Source organism: Devosia honganensis (assembly GCF_042648785.1).
Lineage (GTDB): Bacteria > Pseudomonadota > Alphaproteobacteria > Rhizobiales > Devosiaceae > Devosia > Devosia honganensis.
The window spans coordinates 153947-170846 of sequence record NZ_JBHRYD010000001.1; the positions used below are offsets into that span (position 1 = coordinate 153947).

Consider the following 16900-nt stretch of genomic DNA (forward strand, 5'->3'; position numbering starts at 1 on the left):
AGCCAAAAAAAACTCGGCGCGGAAGCCGCGCCGAGAAGCTTTTGAAGAAAGATCACCGCCGGATCAACCGTGCTTGCGCAGGAAAGCCGGAATTTCCAAGTGCTCCTTCTGCGCCGGCGCCAGTTGCGCGCGGCCATGGCCGTCGTGATTGCCCCTTGCACCCTCGCTGGCCGGCGGAACCCGCACAGTCCTTGCCCCACCGGCCTCTATGGCGCTGCGGGCGGCGGCATCGTCGGCCAGGGATGCGCGCGGTTCGGCACGCGGCTCGTCCTGGGCCTGGCCCAGATTGAGGCCCACATTGGAGGCGAGGCGCTTGAACAGGGCCCGGGCATTGCGCGGCTCGGACTCGTGACGTTCTTGCGCCTCCTGTGTCCGACGCGCAACAGCGGGAAGTTCGTCGGTGCGCGGCATGCGGCGCTGCCCTTCGGGGCGGGCGGCATGGGAGGGGACATAGACGCTGGGAATCGGCTGCTCCTCGAGCATCGGCGCCTCCTCCGGCTCGGCATGGGCCTCGGCGGCCGGAACATAGGGCTCGACCACGATGCCGTCGTCCTCATGCGCGTAAGCCTGAGCGGGACGCTCGGCGGCAAAGGCTTCGGCCACGGCGGCCTCGACCTGATGGCCGATATCCTCGGCTTCGGCCATGGCCGGCGTGGCCTGCGGGGCGGCGGGCGCCGCCGGGACATGGCGCTTCACCGCCAGCGGGGTGCGCGTGGCGCTGGGCTTGGCCGGCTCCATGGCCTGAACCATGGTGGCATCGGTGCCGGTGGCGACCACGGACACGCGGACCGTGCCGTTGAGGTTGGGGTCGAAGGTGGCGCCCAGGATGATATTGGCGTCGGAATCGACCTCCTCGCGGATGCGGCTGGCCGCCTCGTCCACTTCGTAAAGGGTGAGGTCGGGACCACCGGTGATGGAGATCAGGAGCCCGCGCGCACCCTGCATCGACACATCGTCGAGCAGCGGATTGGCGATGGCCGCCTCGGCGGCGTGGCGGGCGCGATCCTCGCCCGACGCCTCGCCGGTGCCCATCATCGCCTTGCCCATGCCGCGCATCACGGCGCGCACGTCGGCGAAGTCGAGATTGATCAGCCCTTCCTTGACCATGAGGTCGGTGATGCAGGCCACGCCCGAGAACAGCACCTGGTCGGCCATGGCGAAGGCATCGGCGAAGGTGGTCTTCTCATTGGCCACCCGGAACAGGTTCTGGTTGGGGATGACGATCAGCGTGTCGACATGGCGATGCAGCTCGTCGATGCCGTCATCGGCCAGCCGGGTGCGGCGATTGCCTTCGAAATTGAACGGCTTGGTGACCACGCCAACCGTCAGTATGCCCTGCTCGCGGGCCGCCCGCGCCACCACGGGAGCCGCGCCGGTGCCGGTGCCGCCGCCCATGCCGCAGGTGATGAACACCATGTGCGAGCCGCTGAGATGATCGTTGATCTCGTCCCAGCTCTCCTCCGCCGCCGCCCGGCCCACCTCCGGATGCGAACCGGCGCCCAGACCCTCGGTGACGCCGACGCCGAGCTGGATGATGCGCTGCGCCTTGGAGAGGGCCAGTGCCTGCGCGTCGGTATTGGCGACGACGAAATCGACCCCGTCGAGACCGGATTCGATCATGTTGTTGACGGCATTGCCGCCACCGCCGCCGACACCGAACACGGTGATGCGGGGCTTGAGTTCCTGGATGTCCGGAATGGTGAGATTGATGGTCATGAGTGGCCCCATAGTGGCGTGATTGGTTAAGATTTAGCGTCCCATTCGTTAACTCCAGCCTAACAAATGCGCGGTCGCGGTTAACTTCCGCGCAAATTGCGACACGGCGCCGTTACGCGTTCAGGGCGCGTTAACCACGGCATTCCGGGGGTTTTAGGGATTGACATGCCGGGTTTTCCGGCATTACCACTATGGTATATATCCTTATGGTTATGCAAATGTGATCGGAGAACAGTCATGACCAGCATCATGCCCTGCCTGTGGATCGACGACCGGATCGACGCGGCGATCGATTTCTATACCGCCACCTTCCGGACGGCGCGGGTGGTGGAGGTGGTCCGCCCCGAGCCGGATCGGCCCGCCTTCACCGCCGTGATCGAATTGGAGAACCAGCGCTTCATGCTGCTCAATGGCGGCCCGGAATTCCCCTTCACCGAGGCGGTCAGCTTCGTCATCGACTGCGACGGCCAGGAGGAGGTGGACTATTTCTGGAACCGCTTCGTCGGCGAGGGCGGCGAGGAAAGCCAATGCGGCTGGTGCAAGGACCGGTTCGGCCTCTCCTGGCAGGTGGTGCCCCGGCAATTGACCGAAGCGCTCGCCGGCCCCGACCGGGAAGGCGCCGACCGCGCCATGCAGGCCATGCTCAAGATGAGGAAGATCATCGTGGCCGATGTGCAAAAGGCTTATGCGGGGGAGTGAGGATTTCCTATCTTCGGAGCTTCCGCCTACCCCGGCGCCGGCTTACCCCCACACCCGCCGTCATTGCCGGGCTTGTCCCGGCAATCTAGCGTGACGCGGCATCGCCTGGACCACCGGGACGAGCCCGGTGGTGACGATGGGGGAGGTGTCGGGGGAATGGCGGGGTGTGTGGAGGTGTGGGCCGCTAAAAACTCGAGCGGAGCCAGTTGCCGACGCGAGCGAAATAGCCGTCGGTGCCGATGAGGCGGCGCGAGCCGCGGGGCTCGACATATTCCTGGGCGCAGACCTGCGGATAGACCAGCATGCCCGCCACGGTGGCGAAGGCGGCGCCGCGGGCCAGCTCGGGCAGGCCGGCAATGCCCATGGGCCGGCCATTGCGCACATTGCGGGCGAGGATGCGCCGCGCCACTTCCGGCAGGCCGGTCATTTCGCTGGCGCCGCCGGTCAGCACGAAACGGCGGCCGCAGACGTCCATCATGCCGGTGGCCTGCATGCGGTCGCGGATGGCGGTGAGGATTTCCTCGATGCGCGGGCGCATGATGCGGGTCAGCACGGCGCGAGGAATCTGCCCCGGCGCCTCGTCATGCGAGGCCCCGACCGGCTGGATGGCGATCATCTCGCGCTCGTCGGCCTGGCCGGGCAGCACCGAGCCGTGCAGGGTCTTGAGCCGTTCGGCATCGGCGACGCTGACCGAGAGCTGGCGGGCGATATCGAGGGTGAGATGGTGCCCGCCGATGGCGATGGCATCCGAATAGACCATATGGCCGTCATTGAAGACGGAGACGGTGGTGGTGGCGCCGCCGAAATCGACGCAGGCGACGCCCAGTTGCGCCTCGTCGTCGACCAGGGTGGCGAGGCCCGAGGCATAGGGCGTGGCCACCAGCGCCTCGATCTGCAAATGGCACCGATGCAGCACCAGTTCGAGATTGCGCATGGCCAGGGTCTCGGCGCTGACCACGGCGACGTCGACGCCCAGCTTCTCGCCCACCATGCCCCTGGGATCACGGATGCCTCGCTGGCCGTCCAGTGCGTAACCGATGGGCAGGGCGTGGATGATGGAGCGCTCGGGCCGCACCGAGCGGGAATTGACCGCCTTCAGCACCCGCACGATATCGGCCTTCTCCACCTCCTGCCCGTCGAGCGAGACGGCGGCGGAAAAGGTTTCCGAGCCCAGGCGCCCGGCGGTGACGTTGACCAGCACCGATTCCAGCGTCAGCCCGGCGGCGCGCTCGGCCATGCCCACGACGCTGCGGATGGCGTGCTCGGCCTTTTCGATATCGGTGACGACGCCGCTCTTGACCCCTGCGGAAGGGCCGTAGCCGAAGCCGATGATCTCGGCCTGGTGGGTGCGGTCGCGCAGCGAGCGGCCCTCGGGGCGCGGCACCAGCCGGGCAATGACGCAGCAGATCTTGGTCGAGCCGATATCGAGCACCGCCACCAGCGTCGTCTTGCCCGGCTGGACCGGCCGCAGCCGGGAGGTCATCGCATCGGTCATCATGATTTCTTGGCGTCTTCGGACTGGTTGGGGCGCACCGCGACGACGGTATCGATCCGCAGATCGATGATGGAGACGTCGCGGTCGAGAAGCTGGTAGTCGGCCTGATAGGAGAGCAGGTTCCGCAGCGCCTGCGCCACGCCCTGCTCCGGCAGCTGCACGCGCAGGCCGGTGTCGTAGATGAGGTCCCAGCGCCGGTCGGCGATGCGCGAGAGCGCCACCAGGCCCTCCCTGAGGCGCGGCACGCCGTCGAGCGCCCGGATCATCACCAGCGCGTCGTCGGCCGCCCCGTCCCCGATCACCAGCGGCAAATCGCCATAGGCGCCGCCATCCTCGCCGATCTGCTCGCCGCGGCCATCGATGACGAAGGTGATGCCGTCCACCCGCCAGCGCGCCACCGGCCGTTTTTCGGCGATGACCACCTCGACGTCGCCCGGATAGGTCTTGCGGACGCTGACCGAGGCTACCGCCGGCAGTTCGGCGATCCGCTGCCGCGCCGCCTCGACGTCGAAAGCCAGCGTCGAGGTGTGCGGCTGGATGCCCAGCGCGTCGAAAATATCCTGTTCGGCGGTCAGCGTCTGGCCGGTGATGGAGATTTCGCCGATGGCCAGCCCCGCCTGGGCGAAATTGCCCTGCGCGATGCCCCCCAGTGCCGCGGCCAGGGCGCCGATGGGCTCGCGGACCTGATAGAGGACAAGCCCCCCCAAGAGCAGCGCCGCCACCATCAGGCCGCGCCTGATGGCCCGTCCATGCAGGACCCAGGCGCGGTTGAGCCGGTTGGCGAGCCGCCGCCGCGGCGTGCGGACGGGAACAGGCAGGGCGCGGGGATCGACCGGCCGCGCGCCGGCGAGAAATGTCTCGCTCCCTACCTGTTGCAACTCGCGTCCTCCACCATCCAGGAGACCAGATCCTCAAAGCCGTGGCCGACATGGGCGGCCTGCTCGGGCACCAGGGAGGTGGGGGTCATGCCCGGCTGGGTGTTGATCTCCAGACAGACGAGCTCGCCATCCTCGCCGGCCGCGTCGTTGTAGCGGAAATCCGTCCGCGTCACGCCACGGCAACCGAGCGCCGCATGCGCGGCCAGGCTAAGCTTTTGCACTTTGTCGTAAATTTTAGGTTTAATCTCGGCCGGCACGATATGGCGCGAACCGCCCGTCGCATATTTGGCCTCGTAATTGTAAAAGCCGAGATCGGTGACGATCTCGGTCACCGGCAGGGCCACGTCGCCCATCACCGCGCAGGTCAGCTCGCGGCCCGGGATATAGCGTTCGACCATGACGCGCTCGCCGCAATTCCAGTCCTCGCGCAGGATCTCCTGCGGCGGATGGCTGGTGCCGGCCTTGACGATGAAGACCCCGAAGCTCGAGCCCTCGGCAATCGGCTTGATCACATAGGGCGGCGCCATGACATGGGCGCGCGCCACCTCGTCCCGCCCCGCGACCACATGATCCGTCACCGGAATGCCGGCGGCCTTGAGCACGATCTTGGCCTGGTGCTTGTCCATGGCCAGCGCCGAGGCCAGAACCCCCGAATGGGTGTAGGGGATCTGCAAAAGCTCCAGCACGCCTTGCACCATGCCGCTCTCGCCGAACGGGCCGTGCAGGGCATTGAAGGCCACGTCCGGCTTGAGCGCGAGCAGCACATTGGCGAGGTCGCGCCCCACATCCACCTCGGTGACCCGATAGCCGGCCCGGCCCAGCGCCGCGGCGCATTCGCGGCCCGAGCTCAGCGACACCTCGCGCTCGTTGGACCACCCTCCCATGAGAACGGCGACATGCTTGGTCATGGCAGGGTCCTGTCGAAAAACTGCAGTGCCATCACGCCGCCCCCTTCCCCATCAGCGCTTCCAGCTCGTCCGGCAGGGCGGCGGCCCATTGGGTGATGTTGCCGGCGCCCAGGAACACGACATAGTCGCCGTCCTCGACCCGCGCGGCCAGCAGGCGGGCGAGGTCTTCGGGGCGATCGAGGACGCGGGCGTCGCGGTGGCCGCGGGCGCGGATGCGGTTGACCAGCTCCTCATGGGTGACCCCGGCAATGGGCTGCTCGCCGGCGGCATAGATGGGCGCGACGATGACGGTATCGGCATCGTTGAAGCAGGCGGCGAAATCGTCGAACAGGTCATGCACGCGGCTGAACCGGTGCGGCTGCACCACCGCGACGACGTCGCGCCGCGCCGATTGCCGCGCCGCCTTGAGCACGGCGGCGATCTCGACGGGATGATGGCCGTAATCGTCGATGACGGTAACCCCGCCCACCTCGCCGGTGCGGGTGAAGCGGCGCTTGACCCCGGTAAAGCCCTTGAGGCCCTTGCGGATCGCCTCGGCGGGCACGTGCAGCTGATCGGCCACGGCGATGGCGGCCAGGGCGTTGAGGGCGTTGTGGATGCCGGGCATGGGCAGTTCCAGCCCGTCGATGCGCAATTGCGTCTGGCGGATGCGGTCGCGGATCTCGACGGAGAAATGCTGGACGCCGTCGCGGTTCTCGAGGTCAACCAGCCGCACATCGGCCTGCGGGTTGCGGCCATAGGTGACGACGCGGCGGTCGCGGATCTCGCCCACCAGCGACTGCACCGCCGGGTGATCGAGGCACATCACCGCAAAGCCGTAAAAGGGCACGTTCTCGACGAACTGGTGGAAGGCGCGCTTGACCCCCTCGTAATCCCCGTAATGGTCCAGATGTTCGGCATCGATATTGGTGATGACGGCGACGTCGGCGGGCAGCTTGACGAAGGTGCCGTCGCTCTCGTCGGCCTCCACCACCATCCACTCCCCCGCCCCCAGCCGGGCATTGGTGCCATAGGCGTTGATGATGCCGCCATTGATGACCGTGGGATCGAGATTGCCGGCATCGAGCAGGGTCGCCACCAGCGTGGTGGTGGTGGTCTTGCCATGGGTGCCGCCGATGGCGATGGCGGTCTTGAAGCGCATGATCTCGGCCAGCATCTCGGCCCGGCGCACGATGGGCAGGGCCCGCGCCCGCGCCGCCACCAGCTCGGGATTGTCGCGCTTGATGGCCGAGGAGACGACCACTACTTCCGCCTGTCCCAGATTGTCGGCGCTCTGGCCGATCTCGACCCTGATGCCCATGTCGCGCAGGCGCTGCACATTGGGATTGACGGCCATGTCCGAGCCCTGCACCACATAGCCCTGGTTGTGCAGGATCTCGGCGATGCCGCTCATGCCGATGCCGCCAATGCCGATGAAATGGACCGGCCCGATATTGCGGGGCATCTTCATTTCATGGGTCTCCCTTCGGACTGGATATGCCGGCCGGCCAGCATCTCGGCCAGATCGGCCAGCTTCTCGACCGCCTGCGGCTGGCCCAGCGACAGGGCAGCGGCGGCGGCCGCCTCGAGACGCCCCGGATCGGCCAGCAGCTCGAGCAGCCGATTGGCAAGCGATTGCGGTGAAACCGTGGCCTGCTCGGCCACCCAGCCACCGCCGCCCTCTTCGAGGAACAGCCCGTTGTGCATCTGGTCCGAATCCAGCGCCCCGGGCAGCGGGATGAGAATGGCCGGACGGCCGATGACGCACAGTTCGGTGACGGTGGAGGCGCCGGCCCGGCCGATGACCAGATGCGCCTCGGCGATGCGCTCGGGCAGGTCGGGGATGAAGGCGGCCAGCTCCACCCCGGTGCGCGAGCGGCGATAGCTCTCGGCCACCCGGTCGATATCCTCGGGGCGCGCCTGCTGCACGATATGCAGCCGGCGGCGCAGCTCCTCGGGCAGCAGGGCGATGGCGAGCGGCACCACGTCGGACAGCACCCGCGCCCCCTGGCTGCCGCCGGTGACGACGAGACGGACCGGCCCCTTGCCGTCGAGCGCCGGATAGGGGCGTCCGGCAAGCGCGCGGACCCGGTCGCGCACCGGATTGCCGGTCAGCACTTTTTCGAGATTGCCGTGCTTCTCGGCGAAGCGGGTGGCGGGAAAGCTCATGGCGAGCACGTCGGCGAAGCGCGCCAGCGCCCGGTTGGCCCGGCCCATCACCGCGTTCTGCTCGTGCAATATGCCGGGGATGCCGAGCAGGCTGGCGGCGATGAAGGGAGGAAAGGTGGGATAGCCGCCAAAGCCGATCACCGCGTCGGGGCGCAGACGGCGCAAACCCCGCCAGGCAACGCCGATGCCGCGCGCTATGGTGAGGGCGGCGCCGGCCATGCGCACCGGATTGGCGCCCGAAGGGGTGGCGGCGGGAACGACATGGATCTGGCGGGCCGGAAAATCGGCGCCATAGCTTTCGACGCGATGATCGGTCATCAGCTCCACGGCATGGCCGCGCCGGATCAGCTCCTGCGCCAGCGCCATGGCCGGGAAGAGATGGCCGCCGGTGCCGCCGGCAATGAGGACGAAGGTTTTCATTCGGCGGGGGCTACCACGGCGCTGCGATAGGAGGGAAGCCCGGTAGTCATGCGTTCCTCGGGCTTGGTGCGGGTCAGCGCCAGCATCAGCCCCATGCCGAAGGCCACCGCCAGCATGGAGGTGCCACCGTAGGAAACGAAGGGCAGCGTCATGCCCTTGGGCGGGATGAGATTGAGATTGACCGCCAGATTGATGCCCGACTGCATGGCGAACTGCACCGCGATGGTGGAGGCGGCGAGCCGCGCGAACAGGCTCGTCTGCCGCTGCGCCGCCAGCATGGCGCGCACCACGATGAAGCCGATCAGCGCCACCAGCCCGATGCAGAACAGAATGCCGAATTCGCCGGCGGCAGCCGAGAACACATAGTCGGCATGAGCGTCGGGGATCAGCTTCTTGGCGATGGATTCGCCCGGCCCGCGCCCGAACCAGCCGCCTTCCATCAGCGATTGCAGGGCCCGGTCGATCTGGTAGGTGTTGCCGCCACCGTCGGGATTGATGAAGGTGTCGATGCGGCGGGCGAAGTGGGGGAAGAACAGATAAGCCCCCATGAGCAGGCCGCCGGCGGCGCCCGCAAGGCCAAAAATGATCCACCAGGAGATGCCCGAAAAGAACAGCAGCACCGCCCAGGTGGCCAGCACCAGCGCCGTCTGCCCGATATCGGGCTGCAGCAACAGGCCGGCCACGATGACCAGCATGACAAGGGTGGCGATGAGCCGCCCGGGCACGTTGCGGTGGATCATATATTCGGAGAACAGCCAGGCGCCGATGACGGCAAAGGCCGGCTTGACGAATTCGGAAGGCTGGATGGACTGGCCGGCAAAGGAAATCCAGCGCCGGGCGCCCTTGACCTCGGTGCCGAAGCGCAGCGTCGCCCAGAGCAGCAGCACCATGATCGCGAGCGTGCCCAGCGCCGCCAGGCGCGCCTGCCGGTGGCTCAGCAGCGAGGTCGCCAGCATTACCGGCACCGCGAACAGGCAGAAGACGGCGTGGCGGATGACGAAATGCCATTCATCGAGCCCGATGCGCTCGGCCACTGCCGGGCTGGCACCGAAGCTCAGCACCATGCCGCAGGTGAGCAGCATGAGCAGCGCCGCCAGCAATTCGCGGTCGATCGACCACCACCATTCGGCCAGGGGAGTTTTTTCGGCGCGGGAGAACATCATCGGGGAAATGCCGGTACTCGATACAAACTGACGCAAATTGTACCGGACCGATGGTTACCGATTTGCCAAGGATTTTCGCGTTTTGCGAATCCGGGGCGATCAGCTCTCATGTCGCTCCGGCCGTCTAGCTCGTTTCCATCTTATCTGGAATCGACGTTTTCTTCACCGTCACCACCCGGCTTGTCCGGGTGGTCCGTGCTTTTTTTGCGCCAAAGATGGATTGCCCGGACAAGCCGGGCAATGACGGCGTTGAGAGAACGCTTCCGCCAAAAACTGAACTGCTCTAGCGCAGCTTGAGGCTGGACAGGCCGATCAGCGCCAGCACGATGGCGATGATCCAGAACCGGATCACCACCTGGCTTTCGGTCCAGCCCAGATGCTCGAAATGGTGATGGATCGGCGCCATGCGGAAGACGCGCTTGCCGGTCAGCTTGAACGAGGTGACCTGCACGATCACCGACACCGCCTCGAGCACGAACAGCCCGCCGATGATGGCCAGCACGATTTCGTGCTTGGTGGCGACGGCGATGGCGCCCAGCGCCCCGCCCAGCGACAGCGAGCCGGTATCGCCCATGATGATCTGGGCCGGGGGCGCGTTGAACCACAAAAAGCCCAGCCCCGCCCCGATCAGCGCGCCGCACACCACGGCCAGCTCGCCCGTGCCGGGCACGAAGTTGATGAACAGGTAATCGGCGAAATTCTGGTTGCCCACCAGATAGGCGATGAGCCCGAACGAGGCGCCGGCGATCATCACCGGCACGATGGCGAGCCCGTCCAGCCCATCGGTGAGATTGACCGAATTGCTGGCGCCCACGATGACGAAGGCGCCGAAGGCGAAGTAGAAAATGCCCATGTCCAGCGCCAACCCCTTGATGAAGGGGAACAGCAGCGAGGTGGAGAACGGGGCCTGGGTCTGGCTGGCGATCATGACGCAGGCGACCACCGCGATGGCGGCCTCGATGATGAGGCGCTGCTTGCCGCCAAAACCCTTGTGGGACTGGTACTTGACCTTGAGATAATCGTCCCAGAAACCGACCAGCCCGAAGCCGGTGGTCACCAGCAGCACCGCCCAAACATAGACATTGGTGAGGTCGGACCACAAGAGGATCGAGACCAGCGCCCCCGACAGGATCATCAGCCCGCCCATGGTGGGCTTGCCCTTCTTGGTGATGAGGTGGCTGGCAGGCCCGTCCTCGCGGATCGGCTGTCCCCTGCCCTGCTTGAGCCGCAGCAGCGAGATCATGCCCGGCCCGAACAGGAAGACGAAGAACAGCGCCGTCACCACCGCGCCGGCAGTGCGGAAGGTGATGTAACGGAAGACGTTGAAGGCGGCGAGAGCGTCACCCAGCTGACCAAGAAAATAGAGCATACTGTTCCGCTATTCCGGTTGGGTGTTTCCGCTCTGCCCGAAGCGGGCGGCAATCGCCGTCACGATGCGCCCGAGCCCGACACCATTCGACCCTTTGACCATAACTGCATCGCCATAGGCAAGCGCGTCCATGATCACGTCGGCGGCCTCGTCGGCATGCAGGACATGGCCGGCGACGAGCCCGGCCGGCAGCGCCGCCGCCAGCGCCGCCATGTGCTGCCCCACCAGATGGACGCGCGCCGCGCCGCTGGCGCGCACCGCATCGGCCAGCCCGGCATGGAGCGCCTCCGCCGTTTCGCCCAGCTCCAGCATGTCGCCCAGCACCAGGACCTTGCGCCCGCCCGGCGCCTCGACCGCGGCGAACACCTCCAGCGCCGCCAGCATGGAAGCGGTATTGGCGTTGTAGCTTTCATCGATGAGCAGAAGCGGCTTTTCCGCCGGCCCCAGAAGCCGGCGCTGCCCCCGCCCCGGCTGCGCCCCGAACCCGCCAAGGGCCTTGAGGGCGACCTCCGGGGCTATGCCGGCCAGATAGGCCACCGCCAGCGCCGCCGTGGCGTTGGAGAGCATGTGCCGCCCCGGAGCGCCCAGCGCGAGGGCGTGGCGCGCGCCCTCATGCAGCACGGTGGCGAACGCCCGGTCGGCGGTATTTTGCGGATCGAGAATTTGCCAGTCGACGCCATCGGCGAAGCCATAGGTGACGATATCGGAAACCCCGGCGGCGAGGGCTGCGTCGCGCAGCACGCCGAGCTGCGGATGATCGGCATTGAGCACCGCGGTGCCGCCCGGCTCCAGCCCCTCGAAGATTTCGGCCTTGGCCCGGGCGATGGCCTCGAGGCTGCCCAGCCGCTCCAGATGCGCCGCCGCGACATTGGTGACGACGGCGACATGCGGGCGCACCAGACGGCTCAGCGGCCGGATCTCGTCCGGGGCGTTCATGCCCATCTCGAAAACGCCGAACTGCGCCGTCGCCGGCAGCCGCGCCAGCATCAGCGGCACGCCCCAATGGTTGTTGAAGCTTCTGATCGAGGCATGGGTCTCGCCCGCCGCCTCGAAGACGGTGCGCAGCGCCTCCTTGGTGGTGGTCTTGCCCACGCTGCCGGTCACCCCGACGATGAAGGCGCGGCTGCGCTGCCGCGCCGCCCGGGCAATGTCTTCGAGCCCCCCCAGGGCATCGGGCACGAGAATGCGGCCCGGGCCCGGATCGCGGCTGACCAGCGCGGCGGCGGCCCCGTTGGCGAGCGCGGCGGCGACGAAATCATGCCCGTCGAAGCGGTCGCCCCTGATGGCGACGAACAGGGCATCGGCCCCCAGCTCGCGCGAATCGATGGAGATGGAATTGACCGGGGCGGCGGGATCGAGGCCTTCCGCCACCCCGCCGGTGGCGGCGAGAAGGCTGGCAATGGTGAAATGGGGCTGGGTCATGTGCGGGGCCGGGGTCGGAGGATTTTCCTACGCCTGCTTCCTTACCCCCTCGTCGCCGCCTCGACCACCTCGTGATCGGAGAAGTGGGATTTTCTGGTGCCCACGATCTGGTAGGTCTCGTGGCCCTTGCCGGCCACCAGCAGCACGTCGCCCGGAGCGAGCGCCCGCACCGCCTCCTCGATGGCCTGCTTGCGGTCGGCGATTTCCCGGGCGCCCGGCGCCCCCGCCATTACCTCGGCGCGGATGGCGGCCGGGTCCTCGGTGCGCGGATTGTCGTCGGTGACGATCACCACATCGGCAAGCCGGCTGGCGATCTCGCCCATTTGCGGGCGCTTGCCCCGGTCGCGGTCGCCGCCGCAGCCGAACACCACATGCAGCTTGCCGCCGGCATAGGGCCGCAGCGTCTCCAGCGCGACGCGCAGCGCCTCGGGCTTGTGCGAATAATCGACGAAAATGGCCGCGCCCTTATGCTCGGCCACCAGTTCCAGCCGGCCCCGCGCGCCCACCAGCTCGGGCAGCGCAGCAAAGGCGTCGGCCTTGTCGACGCCCGAGGACATGGCCAGCGCCGCCGCGATCAGCGCGTTGGACACCTGGAACTCGCCCGGGATCTTCAGGTGAAAGCTGACCTTTTCCCCGATATGGCGCACCTCGACCCGCTGGCCATAGCCTTCGGGCCGGATCGAGAGGATTTCGATATAGGCCCCTTCGCGCCCTACGGTCAGCAAGGTGGAGCTGGCCGTGAGCGCGGCGAACATGAACTGCTCGTGCTCGGGATCGTCGACATTGACGATGGCGGCGCCGCCATCGACCAGCAGATCGGTGAACAGGCGCAGCTTGGCGTTGCGGTATTCGTCCATGTCGGCGTGGTAGTCGAGATGGTCGCGGCTGAGATTGGTGAAGGCCACCGCCTCGAAATGGATGCCGTCGAGCCGGCGCTGGTCGAGGCCGTGGCTGGAGGCCTCGAGCGCCACGTGGTCGATGCCCTGCGCCTTGAGCGCCCGCATGGCCTGATGCAGCGTGCGCGAATCCGGCGTGGTCAGCGCCCCCTCGATGCGCCGCCGCGAGGTCTCGATGCCCAGCGTGCCGATGCTGGCGCCGGGAACGCCGGCATGGTCCCAGATCTGGCGCACGAAGGAGGCCACCGAGGTCTTGCCATTGGTGCCGGTGACGGCGACCAGGATTTCGGGCTGCGGCTCGAATACCCGGCTGGCGGCGCGCGCATAGGCCGCCCGCACATCCTTGACCACGATGATGGGCACGCCCGGATCGCCCGGCGGGGCGATATCGGTGACCACGGCCAGCGCCCCGCGCTCCACCGCGTCGGGAATGAACTGATTGCCGTGCACCTTCGCGCCCGGCAGCGCGAAGAAGACGTCGCCCGGCTCGATCCGCCGGCTGTCCGAATTCAGCCCGAAAACCGCGCCCAGCCCCTTTTTCGGGCGGGCGCCGGAGCCTTCGAGCAGTTGGGTTACGCTGATTGACACGGCGTCAAATCCTTCTGGACTGAGCTAACGGAGAACACGCGGCACGATCTGCTGGTCGAGCGCCTCGCTGAAATCGGGCGCGATCCCGAGCATGGGCGCCACCCGCTGCACGATGCGGCCCGTCAGATGGCCGGCGTTCCACCCCGCCGTCGTGCCCGATTGCGGGTTCTCCGCCTTGGGCTCGTCCACCATGATGACCATGGCATAGCGCGGATTGTCGAGCGGAAATGCCGAGGCGAAGAAATTGGTGACCTTGCTGGAGGAATAGCGGCCGTCCACCACTTTTTCGGCGGTGCCGGTCTTGCCGCCGATGCGATAGCCCTGCGCCAGCCGGTTCATCTGCGAACCCGAGCCCTCCAGCGCGTTGAGCCGCATCAGATAGCGCATATTGTCGCTGGTTTCCGGGCTGATGACGCGTTCGTAAAGCGCCTCGGCCTCGGCGACGTCGCGCTTGTAGAGGGTGGGGGCGATGTAATTGCCGCCATTCACCAGCGCCGCATAGGCGGTGACCATGTGGAGCGGGGATACCGACAGGCCATGGCCGAACGAGGCCGTCGCCGCGCCCACCTCGGACAATTCCTTCGGCACGGTCGGCACGCGCATCTCGGGCAGCTCGAACTGCACCCGCTCATCGAATTTCAGGCGCGAGAGAAAGGCGCGGAAATTGTCCTTGCCCATGGCCTGCATGATGCGGATCGTGCCGATATTGGAGGAGTATTTGTAGATTTCCGGCACGCTCAGAATACGGTGCTTGCCGTGGAAATCGTCGATGGTGTAGCGGCCGAAGCGAATGCCGTAGCGGGCGTCGAAATCGTCGGTGATGCGCACCTGGCCGCTGTCGAGCGCCCCCGCGATGGTCACCGTCTTGAAGATCGAGCCCGGCTCGAAAATGCCCGAAGTGATGCGGTTGAACGTATCCTTGACCAGCGCCGTCGCCGGCTCGTTGGGATTGAAATCGGGGAGCGAAACCAGCGCGACGATCTCGCCGGTATGGATGTCCATCATCACCCCGGCCGCCGCGACGGCCTGATAGCGGTCCAGCGCATCGAGCAATTGCTCGTACATGACATGCTGGGCGCGCATGTCGACGGAAAGTTCCACCGGCGTCAGCGCATTGCCGCGCGCCAGGCCCAGTTCCTGCAACAGCGCGATCGACTCGCTGTCCATGTGCCGCTCGATGCCGGCAATCCCCTGATTGTCGACATTGGTGGAGCCCAATATGTGGGCGGCCTCGTTCATGGCCGGGTAGAAGCGCTTGGATTCGGTGATGAAGTCGATGCCGGGAATGCCCAGCCGCATCACCTGGTCCTGAATGGCGGGGGTCAGCTCGCGCTGCACCCAGACGAAGCCCTTGTCCCCGGTCAGGCGGTTGCGCAGCCAGCTCTCGCCCAGATCGGGCAGTACGGTGCGCAATTTGCGTACCGCTTCCTCCACGTCGATGATGCGGCGCGGTTCGGCATAGAGCGAGGGCACGCGGATATCCACCGCCATTTCGAGCCCGTTGCGGTCGAGAATAGGCGGGCGGCTGGCCATGATGGCGTCGCGCGTCTGCCCCTCGATGGTCTGGTCGGTCTCCACCATGCCAAGCTGCACCAGCCGCCCGCCCACCAGCGCGAAGCCGATCAGGACGGCCAGGATCATCCAGCGGATGCGGGCCTGGGTGAGATTGCCGCGCTGCTTGCGGGCGCCGTCGAGCGCGATGGTGGGGGCGAAATCCTCGGTGACGACGGCCATCAGTCGATCCCTTCCAGCTCGAGGATGGCATCGATGGGGTCGATGCCCTCGGCAATCGCCCGGAACAGCGCGTCCATGGCCTCGGTGTCCGGCTTTGCCGGGCGCATGGGCAGGGCGGCGAAGGAGCCGAACTGTTCCTGCCGCACCGGCCCGATGGCCAGCTCGGCCTCATGCCGGCGCACGATGGGATCGATATGGCCGGGCTGGTTCAATACGGCCCAGTCGGCCTGCAGGAGAGATAGCTGCCCCTCCTGTTCGGCGATCTTGGCGGTCAGCGCCGTGCGCTCGGCGGCCGTGCCCTCGATGGAGAATTTGAGCGCATAGACCCCCGCCAGCATGGCGATGGAGACGAACAAAAGGAAGATATTGATGCTGCGGATCATGCGGCCCCTCCGACGCGAGGGACGCCAAGCCCCTCCAGCCGCACCGGACGCGGCGGCTCGCCGCTGCGCACGGCGCTGCGCAGGACGGAAGACCGGGCGCGGGGATTGCGCGCCAGCTCCGCCGCACCGGGCTTGACGGCCCTGGCCACATTCCGCCAGCGGCGCGGCTCGGCCACCGGCGCCGGCAGGTGGCGCGAGGCCGTGGGCCCGCCCTTTTCCGGATCGAAGAAGCGCTTGACGATGCGGTCCTCGAGCGAATGGAAGCTGACCACGGCCAGCCGCCCGCCTTCGGCCAGGAGCCGTTCGGCGGCGAACAGGCCCTCCGCCAATTGCTCAAACTCGCCATTGACGGCGATGCGCAGCGCCTGGAAGGAGCGCGTCGCCGGATGTACGTCCCCCGGCTTGCGGCCGATGGCCTTTTCGATGATCCGCGCCAGCTCCAGCGTCGTGGCGATGGGCGCCTCCTCCCGCGCCGCCACGATGAACCGGGCGATGCGGCGGGATTTCCGTTCCTCTCCATAGGCATAGAGCAGATCGGCCAGGTCATCCTGATCGAGCCCGTTGACGAGATCGGCGGCGCTGCGGCCCGACTGGCTCATGCGCATGTCGAGCGGCCCCTCGCGCATGAAGGAAAAACCGCGCTCCGGCTCATCGAGCTGCATGGAGGAAACGCCGATATCGAGCACCACCGCATCGATGGGGCCATGGGCGAGGGCGAGGCTGTCGAGCTCGGAAAAGCGGCCGGCAAGGAAGGTGAAGCGGCCCGGAAACTCGGCTTCGAGCGCGGCGGCATGGGCGGCGACGCCCGGGTCACGGTCGATTCCGATCACGCGGGCGCCCGCCTCCAGCAGGGCGCGCGAATATCCCCCTGCCCCGAACGTGCCATCGACGATGCTGCTGCCGCCCGCAGGAGCGAGCGCGGCCAGCACTTCATCGAGCAGAACGGGCACGTGCGGGCCATCCGCCATACCGGTCCCGGGCAGGGATGGCTTGCCCATATCCGCCACAACTCCACTCCGGCCCAGGGGCCGGTACCACAAACTCACGCCGATTTTGCATGCCGACCTTTAAGATTCTGTTT

14 protein-coding genes are annotated in these 16900 nt (G+C 67.1%); 1 reads left to right on the top strand and 13 read right to left on the bottom strand.

What is annotated here, in order from left to right; translation table 11 throughout:
• Positions 1-63: 63 nt before the first annotated feature.
• A complete protein-coding gene (gene ftsZ, locus ACFOOL_RS00720; protein ID WP_380093976.1) occupies positions 64-1716 on the bottom strand; it encodes a cell division protein FtsZ in 1653 nt (550 codons plus the stop codon).
• A 237-nt stretch (positions 1717-1953) separates the two neighbouring features.
• On the opposite strand from ftsZ, the gene ACFOOL_RS00725 reads away from it, so the two are divergent.
• Complete coding sequence (locus ACFOOL_RS00725; protein WP_380093978.1) at positions 1954-2415, top strand: VOC family protein; 462 nt, start codon at positions 1954-1956, stop codon at positions 2413-2415.
• A 184-nt stretch (positions 2416-2599) separates the two neighbouring features.
• Here the strand turns inward: ACFOOL_RS00725 and ftsA are convergent, their stop codons facing one another.
• The 12 genes from ftsA to rsmH all read right to left on the bottom strand — a co-directional run bounded on the left by ftsA (position 2600) and on the right by rsmH (position 16817).
• Positions 2600-3913: a cell division protein FtsA gene (ftsA, locus tag ACFOOL_RS00730; protein ID WP_380093979.1), complete on the bottom strand. Its 1314-nt coding sequence runs from the start codon at positions 3911-3913 to the stop codon at positions 2600-2602.
• Positions 3910-4788: a cell division protein FtsQ/DivIB gene (locus tag ACFOOL_RS00735; RefSeq protein ID WP_380093981.1), complete on the bottom strand. Its 879-nt coding sequence runs from the start codon at positions 4786-4788 to the stop codon at positions 3910-3912. Before ACFOOL_RS00735 ends, ftsA begins: the two co-directional genes overlap by 4 nt.
• Positions 4776-5696 (bottom strand): D-alanine--D-alanine ligase, encoded by a 921-nt coding sequence (locus ACFOOL_RS00740; RefSeq protein WP_380093983.1) that lies wholly within the window; start codon positions 5694-5696, stop codon positions 4776-4778. Before ACFOOL_RS00740 ends, ACFOOL_RS00735 begins: the two co-directional genes overlap by 13 nt.
• 31 nt (positions 5697-5727) lie before the next feature.
• Positions 5728-7146 (bottom strand): UDP-N-acetylmuramate--L-alanine ligase, encoded by a 1419-nt coding sequence (gene murC / locus ACFOOL_RS00745; protein ID WP_380093985.1) that lies wholly within the window; start codon positions 7144-7146, stop codon positions 5728-5730.
• Positions 7143-8264 (bottom strand): undecaprenyldiphospho-muramoylpentapeptide beta-N-acetylglucosaminyltransferase, encoded by a 1122-nt coding sequence (gene murG, locus ACFOOL_RS00750; protein ID WP_380093986.1) that lies wholly within the window; start codon positions 8262-8264, stop codon positions 7143-7145. The genes murC and murG overlap by 4 nt, the downstream gene beginning before the upstream one ends.
• Positions 8261-9424 (bottom strand): FtsW/RodA/SpoVE family cell cycle protein, encoded by a 1164-nt coding sequence (locus tag ACFOOL_RS00755; protein ID WP_380095884.1) that lies wholly within the window; start codon positions 9422-9424, stop codon positions 8261-8263. The genes murG and ACFOOL_RS00755 overlap by 4 nt, the downstream gene beginning before the upstream one ends.
• Before the next feature lie 286 nt (positions 9425-9710).
• Complete coding sequence (gene mraY / locus ACFOOL_RS00760; protein WP_380093988.1) at positions 9711-10796, bottom strand: phospho-N-acetylmuramoyl-pentapeptide-transferase; 1086 nt, start codon at positions 10794-10796, stop codon at positions 9711-9713.
• A 9-nt stretch (positions 10797-10805) separates the two neighbouring features.
• Entirely contained in the window at positions 10806-12218 is a 1413-nt protein-coding gene (locus tag ACFOOL_RS00765) for a UDP-N-acetylmuramoyl-tripeptide--D-alanyl-D-alanine ligase (protein WP_380093990.1), read from the bottom strand.
• A gap of 41 nt (positions 12219-12259) precedes the next feature.
• On the bottom strand, positions 12260-13702 hold the full coding sequence (locus ACFOOL_RS00770) for a UDP-N-acetylmuramoyl-L-alanyl-D-glutamate--2,6-diaminopimelate ligase (RefSeq protein WP_380093991.1): 1443 nt from the start codon (positions 13700-13702) through the stop codon (positions 12260-12262).
• Between the two features lie 24 nt (positions 13703-13726).
• The gene (locus ACFOOL_RS00775; protein WP_380093993.1) at positions 13727-15436 is read right to left on the bottom strand and encodes a peptidoglycan D,D-transpeptidase FtsI family protein; all 1710 of its coding nucleotides are present in this window, start codon (positions 15434-15436) and stop codon (positions 13727-13729) included.
• Positions 15436-15819 (bottom strand): cell division protein FtsL, encoded by a 384-nt coding sequence (gene ftsL, locus ACFOOL_RS00780; protein ID WP_380093994.1) that lies wholly within the window; start codon positions 15817-15819, stop codon positions 15436-15438. Before ftsL ends, ACFOOL_RS00775 begins: the two co-directional genes overlap by 1 nt.
• Positions 15816-16817, bottom strand: a complete 1002-nt coding sequence (gene rsmH, locus ACFOOL_RS00785; protein ID WP_380093996.1) for a 16S rRNA (cytosine(1402)-N(4))-methyltransferase RsmH — start codon at positions 16815-16817, stop codon at positions 15816-15818. The genes ftsL and rsmH overlap by 4 nt, the downstream gene beginning before the upstream one ends.
• Between the last annotated feature and the right edge of the window lie 83 nt (positions 16818-16900).